This window comes from Pseudomonas sp. MWU16-30323, assembly GCF_020515595.1.
In the GTDB taxonomy this organism is placed as follows: Bacteria; Pseudomonadota; Gammaproteobacteria; order Pseudomonadales; family Pseudomonadaceae; genus Aquipseudomonas; species Aquipseudomonas yamanorum.
Window position 1 is genome coordinate 61,843 of record NZ_JAIWYM010000002.1, and the last position, 15,189, is coordinate 77,031.

The window sequence follows — 15,189 nt, forward strand, 5'->3', positions numbered from 1 at the left end:
CCTTCCGAGTCTAGCCTTGCCGTCATCGATGGAAAGACGATAGTTTTCGCATCGAGCTCAAATTATTTCGATCAATCGAGACGCCCATGCTGCGGGAACTGAAAACCTTTATCGCCGTCACCCGACATGGCACGTTCGCCGCGGCGGGCATGCATGTCGGGCTGACTCAGTCGGCGGTCAGCGCGCAGATCCGCCAGTTGGAGCTGGTGCTCGGCGTGCAGCTGTTCGACCGAACCGGGCGCCAGGCCACGCTGAATGCGGCAGGCATCCGCGCGCTGCCGCTGGCCAGGGAGATTCTGGAGACGTTCAACCGCATGGCCGTGCCGGTGGATGCCAACGAATACCGTGGCGAATTGAAAGTCGGCGCCATCACCACCGCCCAGACCGGCCTGCTGCCTCAGGCCCTGGTGCGTTTGCGCCAGGCAGCGCCGACGGTGGAGTGCAAGTTGGTGCCGGGGGTTTCCCTGGAGTTGCTCAGCCAGGTGGACGCAGGCGAGCTGGACTCGGCGATCATCATTCGCCCGCCCTTTGATTTGCCCAAGGAGTTGCACGTACAGGTGCTGCGCAAGGAGCCGTTTGTGTTGATCGTGCCCCAGGCGGTCGGGGGTGATGACCCGTTGCAACTGCTCGAAGCTCATCCCCACGTGCGCTACGACCGCGCTTCGTTTGGCGGGCGGCTGGTCAGCCGTTTTCTGCGGGAGCAGCGCCTGGATGTGCAAGTGGCGCTGGAGTTGGACGAGATCGAGGCGCTGGTCAAAATGGTCGAATGCGGCCTGGGGGTGTCACTGGTTCCTCACGCAGGTCTGTGGCTGGACCGATCCCCACAGGTCCGTGTCATCCCGCTGGGCGAGCTGACCTTTCACCGTGAAATCATCCTGCTCAGCCGCTACAGCCAGCGCAACCTTCCAGTGCCGCAACTCTTTGCCCGATGCCTACTGGCTGACGTGATCTAAGACGCAAAAAAAGCCGCACATCCGTGCGGCTTTTTCAGGCCCTATTTCTTGGGCAACGCGTAGGCAATCACATAGTCCCCACGGTCCGGCGACTGTCGCGCGCCACCGGCGGTGAGCACGATGTACTGCGTTCCCGTCTTGGGCGAGACGTAAGTCATCGGCCCAGACTGGCTACCGACGGGCAGCCGGGACTTCCAGATCTCGTTACCGTTGCCGGTATCGAAGGCGCGCAGGTAGAAGTCCTGGGTGCCAGCGAAAAACAGCAAGCCCGACTGGGTCGCCAGGGAGGCGCCAAGAGTCGGCATGCCTATCGGAATCGGCATGTGCATGCGGATCCCCAGCGGGCCGGTGTCTTCAACCGTGCCCACCGGCACTTGCCACATCAGCTTGTGGGTTTTCAGGTCGATGGCCGACATAGTGCCAAACGGCGGTTTCTGACACGGAATGCCCGCCGCCGAGAGGAAGCGCTCGCGCATGGCGCCGAACGGCGTGCCTTCTTGCGGCACCACGCCCATTTCGATGCCACTGGCACCGGCGGCGATCTTGTCGCGCGGGATCATGTAGTTGGCCAAACCCAGGCGCATGTCGTTAACGAACATGTAGTGGGTGTTCGGGTCCACCGACACGCTGCCCCAGTTCATCCCCCCCAGTGAGCCCGGGAATTGCAGCGCGCGGTCCAGGCCTGGCGGCGTATAGACGCCCTGGTGACGCATGCCCTTGAACTGGATGCGGCACATCAGTTGGTCAAACGGCGTGGCGCCCCACATGTCGGATTCGGTCAGTTGCTGATTGCCGATGGAAGGCATGTCCACCGAGAACGGCTGGGTCGGCGAATAACGCTCGCCGGGCACATTGCCCTGGGGCACCGGACGCTCTTCGACCCGGGCGATGGGTACGCCGGTTTCGCGGTTGAGCAGGAAAATTTCGCCTTGCTTGGTGACTTGAGCCAGTGCTGGCTGTACGCCGCCGTTGCCGTCCGGGATGTCGTAGAGCAGCGGTTGCGCCGGCAGGTCAAAGTCCCACAGGTCGTGGTGAGTGGTCTGGAAGTGCCAGCGCACCTGGCCGGTCTTCACGTCGAGGGCGACGATGGAGGAACTCCACTTGTCGTCATAGGCGGTGCGTTCACCGGCGAAGAAATCCGGGGTGGCGTTGCCGGTAGGCAGGTAGACCAGGCCGAGCTTGGCGTCGTAGGACATGGCCGACCACACGTTCGGCGTGCCTCGGGTATAGGTCTCGCCCGCAGGCGGGCGCTTGGTGGTGTTCGGGTTGCCCGGGTCCCAGGCCCACACCAGTTCGCCGCTGTGCACGTCAAAGGCACGCACCACACCTGGCGGTTCGCCGGTGGAGAAGTTGTCTGCCACACGCCCGCCGACGATCACCACATTGCCCGCCACCAGTGGCGTCGAGGTCTGCTGGTAATAGCCGGGCTTTACTTCGCCCATGTCGGTTTTCAGGTCGACGGTGCCGTGTTCGCCGAAGTCTTCGCAGGGCGCGCCGGTTTCAGCATTGAGCGCAATCAGTCGGGCATCGCCGGTCGGCAGAAACAGACGTTTCACACAGGCTTTAGCGCTGGCGGGTTGCTCGCTGGCGCTGCTGTCGAAATAACCCAGGCCACGGCAACGCTGCCAGTTGGGGCCACTGCCCTGGGGGTCGAATTTCCAGCGTTGGGCGCCGGTGTCGGCGTCCAGGGAGAAGACTTTGCCGTAGGCGGTGCACACGTAAACGCTGTCACCGATCTGCAGCGGGGTGTTCTGGTCTTCGGCACCGGCGCCATTGCTTTCGGGGATGTCGCCGGTGTGGAAGGTCCAGGCCACCTGCAACTTGTCGATGTTGCCTTTGTTGATCTGGTCCAGCGCGGCAAATCGGTTGCCAGCAGTGGTATTGCCCCAGTGGGCCCAATCTTTTTGCTCGGTGCCCGGTGTCACCGGCGTCACCGCAGGCTCACTGCTGGCCTTGACCACATGGGTCGGCACAAACATGTACGCCAGGGTGGCGACCACCCCAAGGCCCAGCAGCCCGGCGACACCATAGGCGCCGCACCCGGGTGTCGATCCCGAGGCGCGGGCGAGCTGTGGATAAATCAGCGCGACCACCAGGCCGATGACGGCAAAGGTCAGGACTCGTGAAACAAGCGGCCAGTATTCCAGCCCGGTGTCCCACACCGCCCAGATCGCGGTCAGTACCAACGCCACGGCGTACAGCCAGGCGCCTTGAGGCCGACGCTTGGCGATCAGCACACCAGAGACCAGCATCGCCAGGCCCATCAGCAGGAAATACCAACTGCCGCCCAGCGCTACGAGGTAACCGCCGCCACCTGCCAAACCCAGGCCGATCAAGGCGATCAGCAGGCCCAGCCCAACCAGCAACCATCTGCTGCCGGTGGCAGCCCCAAAGTTATTCATCTCGCACACGTCCTTCCTGTATACCCAACGGGAAATAATGTACCAAACAGTTACTTTTAACAATCTGGCACAAATTAATGTGTTCGATCATCGGCGAAAAGAAATTCCGAGGCTTACTTGAAGTGGAATTTTATTTCCAATAGTGTCTACTTCAGAATCTTTGTCGCACCAGAACAATAAGAAGGAACCTCCCATGAAGCGCCTGCTTGGCTGTGCCTGTGCCCTGTTGCTGTCCACCGCCGCCCACGCCGAATTGCGCATCGGGGTATCGGTTGGGCAGTTCGATAACTACGTGTCCTACCTGGTGCAGGCCATGCAGGATCAGGCCAAGGCCTCGCCTGATGGAGTCAAGCTGCAGGTGGAAGATTCCGCCAGTGACGTGGTGCGCCAGTTGAACCAGGTGGAAAGCTTTATCAGCCAGAAAGTCGACGCGATCATCGTCAACCCGGCGGACACTGCGGCCACCCGCAAGATCACCGAGAAAGCCAACACCGCCGGTATCCCACTGGTGTACATGAACAGCCGCCCCGAGGTCGAAACCTTCCCGCCTGGCGTCGTCTTCGTCGGCACCGACGAGCGCGCCATCGGCCGGATGCAGATGGAGTACCTGGCCGAGAAAATGGGCGGCAAAGGTAACCTGGCGATCATCCTCGGCCGCCTCGCCCACAGTGATACCGGCAAGCGCACCAATGGGGTCAAGGACGTACTGGCCAAGTACCCCGGGATCAAAGTCGTCGAAGAACAGTCCGGCGACTGGCAGCGGGAAAAAGGCATGGACCTGATGAATGATTGGCTGACCAAGGGCCAGACCATCAACGCCGTGGCCTCCAACAATGACGAGATGGGCATCGGCGCCGCCATGGCCCTGCGCCAGACCGGGCGCCAGGACATTCTGGTGGGCGGCATCGACGGTACGCCGGATGGTTTGCAGGCGCTGAAAAAGGGCCAACTGGCAGTGACCGTTTTCCGCGACCCGGTGGCCATCGGCGCCGGCTCAGTGGACGCGGCGCTGATGCTGATCAAGCATGCCGCCCTGCAAGGCGACGTATGGATTCCTACGCAACTGGTCACCCCGGAAAACTACCAGCAGTTCTTGCGCAACTGAGCCAAACGCCGCCGCGAGCATCAAGGGGAACGAGTCTGTAACATGCTTGCCCATTGATGCCCGCGCCGGAGAACACCTTGCCCACCTCTCACCCTCCCGTCCTCGATGAAATCGATCGTCAGCTGATTGCCGCCTTGCAGATCAACGCCCGCGAAAGTGTGGCCATGCTCGCCCGGCAGCTGGGCATCGCCCGCACCACCGTCACCTCGCGCCTCGCGCGCCTGGAAAAAACCCAAGTGATTACCGGCTACGGCGTGCGCCTGAGCCAGCGCGTGGTAAATGGCGGCTTGCAGGCCTACGTGGGAATTACCGTGCAACCGCGCTCCGGCAAAGAAGTGCTGCGTCGGATCAGCGCCATGGCGCAGGTTCAGCAGCTGTGTGCGGTCAGTGGCGAGTTCGATTACGTGGCCTGGCTGCGTACCGATTCGCCGGAACAGCTTGATCAACTGCTGGACCAGATCGGCAGCGTCGACGGCGTGGAGAAGACCACCACCTCGATCATCCTCAGTAACAAATTGGATCGCGGCCAACCAATCTGATCAATGACCTCGTCACTCTGACTAAAAACAATTCATTCCGACGACACATTGCGTCTTATTAACGAATGCTACGCTCCCTAGAATGGCTGCCATCTTTTCCTATACTCAGCGGGTCGCGCCCCGCCGAGCCGCCAGCAAGGTCAGCCATGAGCATTCCTTCCAGCACCATCAGCAAGCCCAACCGCCACCCCGCCAACGGTAAAAAGCCAATCACCATATTTGGCCCGGACTTTCCGTTCGCCTTTGATGACTGGATCGAACACCCGGCGGGCCTGGGCAGCGTTCCGGCGGCCAACCACGGCGCCGAAGTGGCGATCGTCGGCGCCGGGATTGCCGGGCTGGTGGCCGCCTATGAGCTGATGAAGCTCGGCCTGAAACCCGTGGTGTATGAAGCCTCGAAAATGGGTGGCCGCCTGCGCTCCCAGGCGTTCGAAGGCGCCGAAGGCATCATCGCGGAACTGGGCGGCATGCGCTTCCCGGTGTCCTCCACTGCGTTCTACCACTATGTGGACAAGCTCGGGCTTGAGACGAAACCCTTTCCCAACCCGCTGACGCCCGCTTCCGGCAGCACGGTCATCGACCTCGAAGGCCAGACGCACTACGCACAGAAACTCGCCGACCTTCCTGCACTGTTCCAGGAAGTGGCTGACGCCTGGGCCGACGCCCTGGAAGCCGGCTCGCAGTTCAGCGATATCCAGCAAGCGATCCGTGACCGTGACGTACCGCGTCTGAAAGAGCTGTGGAATACGCTGGTTCCGTTGTGGGACGACCGCACCTTCTACGACTTCGTCGCCACCTCCAAAGCGTTTGCCAAGTTGTCGTTCCATCACCGCGAAGTGTTCGGCCAGGTCGGCTTCGGCACGGGCGGCTGGGACTCGGACTTCCCCAACTCGATGCTGGAAATCTTCCGCGTGGTGATGACCAACTGCGACGATCACCAGCACCTGGTGGTGGGCGGCGTCGCCCAAGTGCCCATGGGCATCTGGCGCCATGTGCCGGAGCGTTGCGCCCACTGGCCGGAAGGCACCAGCCTCAGCTCCCTGCACAACGGCGCGCCACGGGCCGGGGTCAAGCGCATTGCCCACGCGCCGGACGGCCGTTTCGCGGTCACCGACAACTACGGCGACACCCGTGAATACGCCGCCGTGCTGACCACCTGCCAGAGCTGGCTGCTGACCACCCAGATCGAGTGCGACGAAACCCTGTTTTCGCAAAAGATGTGGATGGCTCTGGACCGCACCCGCTATATGCAGTCGTCGAAAACCTTCGTGATGGTCGACCGGCCATTCTGGAAGGACAAGGATCCGGAAACCGGCCGCGACCTGATGAGCATGACGCTGACGGATCGCCTGACCCGCGGCACCTATCTGTTCGACAACGGCGACGATAAGCCGGGGGTGATTTGCCTGTCCTATTCCTGGATGAGCGACGCCCTGAAAATGCTCCCGCAGCCCATCGAGAAGCGGGTGAAACTGGCCCTCGACGCGTTGAAAAAGATCTACCCGAAAGTCGACATCGCCACACGGATCATCGGCGATCCGATCACCGTATCGTGGGAAGCCGACCCGCATTTCCTCGGTGCCTTCAAAGGCGCACTGCCGGGCCACTATCGCTACAACCAACGGATGTATGCGCACTTCATGCAAAAGGACATGCCGGCTGAGCAACGCGGCATTTTCATCGCCGGTGACGATGTGTCCTGGACGCCTGCGTGGGTCGAAGGTGCCGTGCAAACCTCGCTGAACGCGGTGTGGGGCATCATGACCCACTTCGGTGGCAGCACTCACCCGCAGAACCCGGGGCCGGGGGATGTATTCGATGAGATCGGGCCAATCGCGCTGCCCGAGTAAGGAGTTGCCCATGCGTGTCGCCCTGTATCAATGCCCGCCTCTGCCGCTGGACGTGGCCGGCAATCTCAAGCGCCTGCATCAGTTGGCGCAGGAGGCCACCGACGCCGACCTGCTGGTACTGCCGGAGATGTTTCTCACCGGCTACAACATCGGCGTGGAAGCGGTCGGCGCCTTGGCTGAAACCCAGGACGGTCCCGCTGCCCAATCCATCGCCGCGCTGGCGAAAAACTCGGGCGTGGCGATTCTGTATGGCTACCCGGAACGCGGTGCAGACGGGCAGATCTACAACGCCGTACAGCTGATCGACGCCAACGGCCAGCGCCTGTGCAACTACCGCAAGACGCACCTGTTTGGCGATCTCGACAACTCGATGTTCAGCGCCGGCGACGATGATTTCCCGCTGGTGGAATTGAACGGCTGGACGCTGGGTTTCCTGATTTGCTATGACCTGGAGTTCCCGGAGAACACCCGTCGCCTGGCGCTGGCCGGGGCGGAGTTGATCCTGGTACCGACGGCCAATATGGTGCCCTTCGATTTCGTCGCCGATGTGACCGTGCGGGCACGGGCGTTTGAAAACCAGTGTTATGTGGCCTACGCCAATTACTGCGGGCAGGAAGGCGAGATCCAGTATTGCGGGCAAAGCAGCATCGCCGCGCCGGATGGCCAGCGGATTGCCCAGGCGGGTCTCGATGAGGCGTTGATTGTCGGCACTCTGGATCGGCAGTTGATGATCGACTCACGCGCGGCCAATCGCTACCTGCTGGACCGGCGTCCCGAGCTTTATGGTGCGTTGCACAAGCACTGATCCGGCAGGTTTGCGCTAGCATAGGCACTTCCTACGTTTCGGAAGTGCTCATGCCTGCGCCGGCCCACCCTCATCACCTTCAATTGACCCTGGCCAACGGCCTGCGGGTTTGCTTGCGTCATGCGCCGCGTTTGAAGCGCTGCGCCGCAACCTTGCGCGTTGCGGCGGGCAGTCACGATGCGCCCTTGGCATGGCCGGGACTGGCGCATTTTCTTGAGCATTTGCTGTTCCTGGGCACCGAGCGTTTTCCGGCGAGCGAAGGGCTGATGGCCTACGTGCAGCGCCAGGGTGGGCAGGTCAATGCCAGCACTCGCGAACGCACTACCGACTTTTTCTTTGAGGTGCCTGTTTCGGCATTTGAGGCGGCGTTGGAGCGTTTGGGGGACATGCTCGTCCATCCGCGTTTGGCCCTGGAAGACCAGTTGCGCGAGCGCGAAGTGTTGCAGGCGGAGTTTATCGCCTGGTCGCAAGATGCCACGGCGCAACAGCAACAGGCGTTGCTGGAAGGTGTTGCGGCGGATCATCCATTGCGCGCGTTTCATGCGGGCAATCGGGATAGCTTGGCGGTAGAGCGTGAGGATTTTCAGCAGGCGCTGCGGGATTTTTATAAAGGTTTCTATCAGACCGGGCAAATGACTTTGAGCCTTGCGGGCCCTCAGTCGCTGGCGGAGCTAGAGGCGTTGGCGCAACAGTTTGGCGCGGCGCTGAAGACTGCGCCGTTGCGGCCACAGAAGCCTGCGCCCGCGTTGCTGGCCGGCAACCAATGCACGTATCAATACGCCGATGAACACCACTGGCATCAGGTGGTGGTGAGTGAAGCCTCCCCTGAGGCGCTGGATTTCCTCTGCTTGTGGCTGAACGCTTCGGCGCCGGGCGGATTGCTCGCCGAGTTGCAGTCGCGGCAGTGGGTCAGCGCCATCAACGCGACGGTTTTGTATCAGTTTGCCGGCCAGGCGCTATTGGATATCAAGTTCACTCTGGACACTCACGGCCACCCAAAGACGACCCTGATCGAAGAACTGTTGCGCGACTGGCTGAGCTTTTTCGCCCACAGTGACTGGACCCTGTTGCGGGAAGAGTACGCGCTGCTGCTCGCTCGCAAACTACAGGTCAGCGGTGCCCTGGCATTGGCCCGACAGCATCACGAGCCCGTTCTGTCCGAGCAAAGCGCCGCGTCCCTCAAAGTCCTGTTGGACGCGCTGCAATTGCCACCGTCCCGGCACGCCTGGCAACTACCGCCCGCCAACCCGTTCCTGCGCCCGGCCGTCAAGGAAGAGCGCCCGGGTTTGATTCGAGGCCAGACCAGCGCCCATCGCGGCCTGCGCACGTTCGCCCAGGATCGCTCCCGTGGCCGAAAGGACCTCTCGGCGCTGACCTTCAGCCAGGCGCTGCCAGGCGACACGGATGAAGGCGCCCTCTACCTGCGCTGGCGTCTGGATTCGCCGCTGCATGACGAGCTTTTCCCACAGTTGCGTGAGAACGCCAGCCAGGCTGGCGTCCGGCTGTCGTTCGAGACAATTGGCGGTTTCTGGCAGTTGAAGATGGTCGGGCTGCATGAACCCATGCCCGCGATATTGGAGGAAGTGACACGCGGTCTGACCCAGCTGGATGAAACGACCGTGACGCACCCCGCCGCAGCACAGACCCTGGCGATCCGGCAGTTGCTCAAGGCATTGCCCGGCTATTGCGCTGGCATCCCACCTGCAGAACAGATGGCCGGGCCGGATCGATGGTCGACCGCTCGCTGGCAAGGGCTTGCCGTCGGACTGCCCACCGCCTGTGAGATGGCGATAAAAAGCGCAGCAGGGAAACTGCCGGGGCAACCGGAAGCGGCTATCGGCAAGCTTCCATCAATCAGCGGCCAGCATGTGTGGCATGAAGTGAGTACCGATTCCAGCGACGCCACGTTGCTGCTGTTATGCCCCACACCCAGCCAATCCCTGGCCGACGAGGCATGCTGGCGTTTACTCGCGCATCGGGTGCAAGCGCCGTTCTACCAACAACTGCGTGTTGAACTTCAATTGGGCTACGCGGTGTTCAGCGGCATCCGACAGTTCAACGGGCAAACCGGCCTGCTGTTTGGAGTGCAATCCCCAAGCGCGTCTCTTGCGCAAATCCTCGATCACCTGCAGGCGTTCCTGAAACAACTGCCCACGCTGATCAACGCCAGCGAACTGCCGAACGATCTGGCCCGGCAATTTTCCATCGACGCCCTGCCCACCGCCCAAGCCGCCGAACTGCTCTGGCACGCGCACTTGGCAGGCCACTCGTCGGATTACATCCAGCAGTTGCAAGATTTCATCCAGACCCGCTCCCGCGAGGATTTAATGGAAGCTGCACAGCAACTCAATGCTGCTGCAGGCGGATGGCGTTGTGTGGCCAATGGCGCTTGTGCCGCCGGCTCCTGGCAACGATCTGGCTGATCATTGCCGCTTCGGTAAAAGGCTTTTTCCCACAGGACAGCGCTATCTTCACCAGAAGTACGTAACATTCACATGCACACCTCTGAACATCTCCGCTTGGAGGTGGACTATATGTATTGGTAGTAAATGTCCCATCCATCCGTAGGAGTAAGAACATGACCTGGTCCAAACCTGCTTACACTGATCTGCGTATCGGCTTTGAAGTCACCATGTACTTTGCCAGCCGCTGATTGGCTTTGTATCGCAATGCAACGCCTCGGCCCGCCCGGGGCGTTTTTATTTTTGAGTTATGTGTAGTGGAGCGGCCATGTTTGTCCAGATTCTAGGTTCCGCCGCGGGCGGTGGTTTCCCGCAATGGAACTGCAACTGCGTGAACTGCGCAGGTTTTCGCGACGGTAGCCTGCGCGCCGAAGCGCGTACCCAGTCGTCCATCGCGATTTCCGATGACGGCGTGAACTGGGTGCTGTGCAACGCGTCGCCAGATATCCGCGCCCAGCTTCAAGGGTTCGCCCCGATGCAACCCGGCCGCGCCCTGCGGGATACCGGCATCAGCGCGATCATCCTGATGGACAGCCAGATCGACCACACCACCGGCCTGCTCAGCCTGCGCGAAGGCTGCCCGCACCAGGTGTGGTGCACCGACATGGTCCATGAAGACTTGAGCACCGGCTTCCCGCTGTTCACCATGCTCACCCACTGGAACGGCGGCCTGGCCTGGAACCGCATCGAGCTGGATGCCAGCTTCACCATTCCCGCCTGCCCCAACCTGCGCTTTACACCATTGCCCCTGCGCAGCGCGGCACCGCCCTACTCGCCTCACCGATTCGACCCACACCCGGGCGACAACATCGGCCTGATCGTCGAAGACCTGCGCACCGGCGGCAAACTGTTCTACGCCCCTGGCCTGGGCAAGGTCGACGGACCGTTGCTAGAGATCATGGCCGGCAGCGATTGCCTGCTGGTGGACGGCACGATGTGGGATGACGACGAAATGCAGCGCCGTGGCGTTGGCACCCGCACAGGTCGCGAGATGGGCCACCTGGCACAAAACGGCCCCGGCGGCATGCTGGAGGTGCTGGAGCAGTTGCCCAAACAGCGCAAAGTGCTTATCCACATCAACAACACCAACCCGATCCTGGACGAGGACTCGCCCGAGCGAGCCGAGCTGCTGCGACGCAATGTGGAAGTGGCGTACGACGGCATGAGCATTGAATTGTAGGAGCGAGCCAAATGACTGACACACCGCTGACCACCGCCGAGTTTGAACAGGCCCTGCGGGCCAAGGGCGCCTTCTACCATATCCATCACCCGTATCACGTGGCGATGTATGAAGGTCGCGCCACCCGCGAGCAGATCCAGGGCTGGGTCGCCAACCGCTTTTATTATCAGGTGAACATTCCCCTCAAGGACGCCGCGATCCTGGCCAACTGCCCGGACCGGGAGATTCGTCGTGAGTGGATTCAGCGCCTGTTGGATCACGACGGCGCCCCCGGCGAAGACGGCGGCATTGAAGCCTGGCTGCGCCTGGGCCAGGCGGTCGGCCTGGACCCGGATCAACTGCGCTCCCAGGAATTGGTACTGCCCGGCGTACGATTTGCGGTAGACGCCTACGTCAACTTCGCCCGTCGCGCCATCTGGCAGGAAGCCGCCAGCAGTTCCCTGACAGAGCTGTTCGCCCCGCAGATCCACCAGTCGCGCCTCGACAGCTGGCCCCAGCATTACCCGTGGATCGACCCGGCCGGCTATGAGTATTTCCGTACGCGGCTGGGCCAGGCTCGCCGGGATGTGGAGCACGGCTTGGCGATCACCTTGCAGCACTACACCACCCGCGAAGGCCAGGAGCGCATGCTGGAAATTCTCCAGTTCAAACTGGACATTCTTTGGAGCATGCTCGATGCCATGAGCATGGCTTACGAACTGAAACGCCCGCCGTATCACAGCGTGACTGATCAGCGTGTGTGGCATAAGGGGATCACCCTATGAGCTTCGATCGCAGCAAAAAACCAACCTGGCGCCAGGGCTATCGCTTCCAGTACGAACCGGCGCAGAAAGGCCACGTGCTGCTGTACCCGGAAGGCATGATCAAGCTCAACGACAGCGCCGCGCTGATCGGTGGCTTGATCGATGGCGAGCGCGATGTAAGCGCGATCATTGCCGAGCTGGACAAGCAATTCCCTGGCGTACCCGAGCTCGGTGAAGACATCGAGCAATTCATGGAGGTTGCCCGTGCTCAGCACTGGATCGAACTTGCCTGACCTGCCACCGAAACCGGAGATTGGCCTGCCACTCTGGTTGCTGGCGGAGCTGACCTATCGTTGCCCGCTGCAATGCCCGTACTGCTCCAATCCGCTGGATTTCGCCGAGCAGGGCAAGGAGCTGAGCACCGAACAGTGGATCAAGGTGTTTCGCGAAGCCCGGGAAATGGGTGCTGCGCAACTGGGGTTTTCCGGCGGTGAGCCGCTGGTGCGCCAGGACCTCGCCGAACTGATCGCCGAGGCGCGCAAGTTGGGCTTCTACACCAACCTGATCACTTCAGGCATCGGCCTCACCGAGCAGAAAATCAGTGACTTCAAGAAGGCGGGCCTGGACCATATCCAGATCAGCTTCCAGGCCAGCGACGAGCAAGTGAACAATCTGCTGGCCGGCTCAAAAAAAGCCTTCGCGCAAAAACTCGAAATGGCCCGGGCAGTAAAAGCCCACGGCTACCCGATGGTGCTGAACTTCGTCACCCATCGGCACAATATCGACAAGATCGACCGCATCATCGAGCTGTGCATTGCCCTGGAAGCGGACTTTGTCGAGCTTGCCACCTGCCAGTTCTACGGCTGGGCCCAGCTCAATCGGGTCGGCCTGTTGCCAACCCAGGAACAGCTGGTGCGCGCCGAACGCATCACCAACGAATACCGCGCCAAGCTCGAAGCCGAAGGCCACCCGTGCAAGCTGATCTTCGTCACGCCGGATTATTACGAGGAACGCCCGAAAGCCTGCATGAATGGCTGGGGCAGCATCTTTCTGACAGTGACCCCGGACGGTACTGCCCTGCCGTGCCACGGCGCCCGACAGATGCCGGTGCAATTTCCCAACGTGCGCGACCACAGCATGCAACACATCTGGTACGACTCGTTTGGCTTCAACCGCTTTCGCGGCTACGACTGGATGCCCGAGCCGTGCCGTTCATGTGACGAGAAGGAAAAAGACTTCGGTGGGTGCCGCTGCCAGGCGTTCATGCTGACCGGGGATGCCAGCAATGCTGACCCGGTATGCAGCAAGTCAGAGCATCACGGGCTGATCCTTCAGGCCCGTGAAGACGCGGAGCACGCCACTCAGACCATCGAGCAACTGGCCTTTCGCAACGAGCGAAACTCACGGCTGATCGCGAAAGGCTGAGGTCTTTTTAGCGTTTGGCGATGATGTACACCGCGTGCACGATACCCGGGATGTAACCGCACAAGGTCAGCAAAATATTCAGCCAGAACGCGCCAGCGAAACCCACTTGCAGGAACACACCCAGTGGCGGCAGCAGAATGGCGATGATGATGCGAATGATATCCATGGGTTCAGCTCCAGAAAATCGGCTCGTGTGAGCCGTACAAGCTAATCGACCTTGGCCGTTGGTAAGGGTTCAGTGGGATCTGGCACTCAGCCATCGTCGAATTCGCAGACAAAAAAACGCCCCCAGCCAAAAGAATCAGGCTGGAGGCGCTGCGTATACCGCGAGACGGTTCAGGAAATAAGGGGTTAAACGGCAATGCCCTTGCGGCATTGCAGCTGTGCGGTGCGCACTCGGGAGAAAGCGCGGGCCAGGCGCAGGAGCATTTCGTCGACGTTGCTTTTGCTTAACGTGAGCGCCGGGGTGAAACGCAGACAGTCAGGCTGCGGCGCGCTCAGGATCAGTCCTTCACTCAGCGCGGCCTTTACCACTGCATCTGCCGAGTCTTCCGACAGGGTCAGTCCCCACAGCAGACCTTGGCCACGCAGTTCGCCCTGGCCATAACGATGGGCCAGGCGGGCGAGCCCTTCGCCCAGATAAGCGCCAACTTCGCAAACGTGCTCCAGAAACCCGTGGCTCAGTACGGTATCGAGCACCGCCAAACCAGCGCAGGCCATCAGCGCGTTGCCATGGTGGGTGCCTTCCAGTTCACCGATTTCAAAACAACACGCCTTGCCCCGGGCGAGCAACGCCGCCAGCGGCACACCGCCCCCCAAGCCCTTGCCCAGGCAGATGATGTCGGCGCGTATGCCATAGTGCTGTTCGGCGAGCAACGTGCCGCAACGGCCAGTGCCGGTTTGCACTTCGTCGAGGATCAACAGGATGCCCAGCTCGCGGCACAGGCGTTCGACACCCTTGAGATAGTGCTCGGTCGCAGGGATGACGCCGGCATCGTTCTGGATCGGCTCCAGCATGATGGCCACCGTCTGTGCGTCGACGGCTGCATGTAATGCAGGCAGGTCGTTGAACGGCACGTGACTGAACCCCGGCAGTTGCGGCTCAAAACGGTTTTCACTGGCAGCGGCCGATGCCGACATCGCGGCAAAGCTGCGGCCATGGCAACCGTTGCTCGCGGTGATGATGCGATAGGCGCCGCCACGGTGCAGCTGGCCCCATTTGCGCGCCAGCTTGATGGCCGCTTCACAGGCTTCGGCGCCGCTGTTGAGCAGGTAGGCCTGGTCGCTGCCGGTGCGTTGGCACAGGCGGTCGGCGAGGTTCAGTTGAACGCGGTTGTGCAGACTGCTACCGGGATTGATCAGCGATTGGGCCTGATCGGCCAGCGCCGTGGTCACTACCTGCGGGCTGTGACCCAGGCTGTTGGCGCCGCCGCCCTGATTGAAATCGAGATAGGCGCGGTCATCGCCGTCCCACAGCCAGGAGCCCTGGCCACGCACAAACACCTGGGGCGGTCGGACCACGCTGGGCATCAAACAATCGCTGGAAAGGTCATCTCGCAGTGTCGGCGTTTTCGCATCGAGGATCAGATCATCAAGGCTGGGGACCGGGCGTCGCAGGTTAAACAGGTTCATGGATAAACCCCGCTGGCAATCGCACCTTGGTCGATATCACCGATCAACCCATGGCGGAGGTTTTTTGCCCTGCCTATGCAAACACCGTCAACA

14 protein-coding genes are annotated in these 15,189 nt (G+C 61.5%); 11 read left to right on the forward strand and 3 right to left on the reverse strand.

Annotated features, from left to right (window positions below; genetic code table 11):
• The first annotated feature begins 86 nt into the window (after positions 1 to 86).
• Positions 87 to 953 (forward strand): LysR substrate-binding domain-containing protein, encoded by an 867-nt coding sequence (locus LIY45_RS03210; RefSeq protein WP_226475309.1) that lies wholly within the window; start codon positions 87 to 89, stop codon positions 951 to 953.
• A 41-nt stretch (positions 954 to 994) separates the two neighbouring features.
• On the opposite strand, the gene LIY45_RS03215 is transcribed toward LIY45_RS03210, so the two are convergent.
• On the reverse strand, positions 995 to 3,355 hold the full coding sequence (locus LIY45_RS03215) for a glucose/quinate/shikimate family membrane-bound PQQ-dependent dehydrogenase (RefSeq protein WP_226475310.1): 2,361 nt from the start codon (positions 3,353 to 3,355) through the stop codon (positions 995 to 997).
• 193 nt (positions 3,356 to 3,548) lie between these two features.
• Between LIY45_RS03215 and LIY45_RS03220 the strand changes: the two genes are divergently transcribed.
• The 10 genes from LIY45_RS03220 to pqqE all read left to right on the forward strand — a co-directional run bounded on the left by LIY45_RS03220 (position 3,549) and on the right by pqqE (position 13,464).
• Positions 3,549 to 4,460: a sugar ABC transporter substrate-binding protein gene (locus LIY45_RS03220; protein WP_226475311.1), complete on the forward strand. Its 912-nt coding sequence runs from the start codon at positions 3,549 to 3,551 to the stop codon at positions 4,458 to 4,460.
• Between the two features lie 56 nt (positions 4,461 to 4,516).
• On the forward strand, positions 4,517 to 4,999 hold the full coding sequence (locus tag LIY45_RS03225) for an Lrp/AsnC family transcriptional regulator (RefSeq protein WP_226475312.1): 483 nt from the start codon (positions 4,517 to 4,519) through the stop codon (positions 4,997 to 4,999).
• Between the two features lie 167 nt (positions 5,000 to 5,166).
• On the forward strand, positions 5,167 to 6,849 hold the full coding sequence (locus LIY45_RS03230; RefSeq protein WP_226475547.1) for an NAD(P)/FAD-dependent oxidoreductase: 1,683 nt from the start codon (positions 5,167 to 5,169) through the stop codon (positions 6,847 to 6,849).
• A gap of 10 nt (positions 6,850 to 6,859) precedes the next feature.
• Positions 6,860 to 7,654, forward strand: a complete 795-nt coding sequence (locus LIY45_RS03235) for a carbon-nitrogen hydrolase family protein (protein WP_017476376.1) — start codon at positions 6,860 to 6,862, stop codon at positions 7,652 to 7,654.
• 50 nt (positions 7,655 to 7,704) lie between these two features.
• Positions 7,705 to 10,077, forward strand: a complete 2,373-nt coding sequence (gene pqqF, locus LIY45_RS03240) for a pyrroloquinoline quinone biosynthesis protein PqqF (protein WP_226475314.1) — start codon at positions 7,705 to 7,707, stop codon at positions 10,075 to 10,077.
• A gap of 155 nt (positions 10,078 to 10,232) precedes the next feature.
• A complete protein-coding gene (gene pqqA, locus LIY45_RS03245) occupies positions 10,233 to 10,307 on the forward strand; it encodes a pyrroloquinoline quinone precursor peptide PqqA (protein ID WP_003194766.1) in 75 nt (24 codons plus the stop codon).
• A gap of 77 nt (positions 10,308 to 10,384) precedes the next feature.
• Entirely contained in the window at positions 10,385 to 11,296 is a 912-nt protein-coding gene (pqqB, locus tag LIY45_RS03250) for a pyrroloquinoline quinone biosynthesis protein PqqB (protein WP_010167410.1), read from the forward strand.
• 11 nt (positions 11,297 to 11,307) lie between these two features.
• Complete coding sequence (gene pqqC, locus LIY45_RS03255) at positions 11,308 to 12,060, forward strand: pyrroloquinoline-quinone synthase PqqC (protein ID WP_226475315.1); 753 nt, start codon at positions 11,308 to 11,310, stop codon at positions 12,058 to 12,060.
• Entirely contained in the window at positions 12,057 to 12,332 is a 276-nt protein-coding gene (gene pqqD, locus LIY45_RS03260; RefSeq protein ID WP_003211043.1) for a pyrroloquinoline quinone biosynthesis peptide chaperone PqqD, read from the forward strand. The genes pqqC and pqqD overlap by 4 nt, the downstream gene beginning before the upstream one ends.
• On the forward strand, positions 12,325 to 13,464 hold the full coding sequence (pqqE, locus tag LIY45_RS03265; RefSeq protein ID WP_017476380.1) for a pyrroloquinoline quinone biosynthesis protein PqqE: 1,140 nt from the start codon (positions 12,325 to 12,327) through the stop codon (positions 13,462 to 13,464). Before pqqD ends, pqqE begins: the two co-directional genes overlap by 8 nt.
• 7 nt (positions 13,465 to 13,471) lie before the next feature.
• On the opposite strand, the gene LIY45_RS03270 is transcribed toward pqqE, so the two are convergent.
• Together LIY45_RS03270 and LIY45_RS03275 are read right to left on the reverse strand one after the other, a co-directional pair.
• Positions 13,472 to 13,630: a YqaE/Pmp3 family membrane protein gene (locus LIY45_RS03270; protein WP_003211049.1), complete on the reverse strand. Its 159-nt coding sequence runs from the start codon at positions 13,628 to 13,630 to the stop codon at positions 13,472 to 13,474.
• 185 nt (positions 13,631 to 13,815) lie between these two features.
• Positions 13,816 to 15,096, reverse strand: a complete 1,281-nt coding sequence (locus tag LIY45_RS03275; RefSeq protein ID WP_226475317.1) for an aminotransferase class III-fold pyridoxal phosphate-dependent enzyme — start codon at positions 15,094 to 15,096, stop codon at positions 13,816 to 13,818.
• Between the last annotated feature and the right edge of the window lie 93 nt (positions 15,097 to 15,189).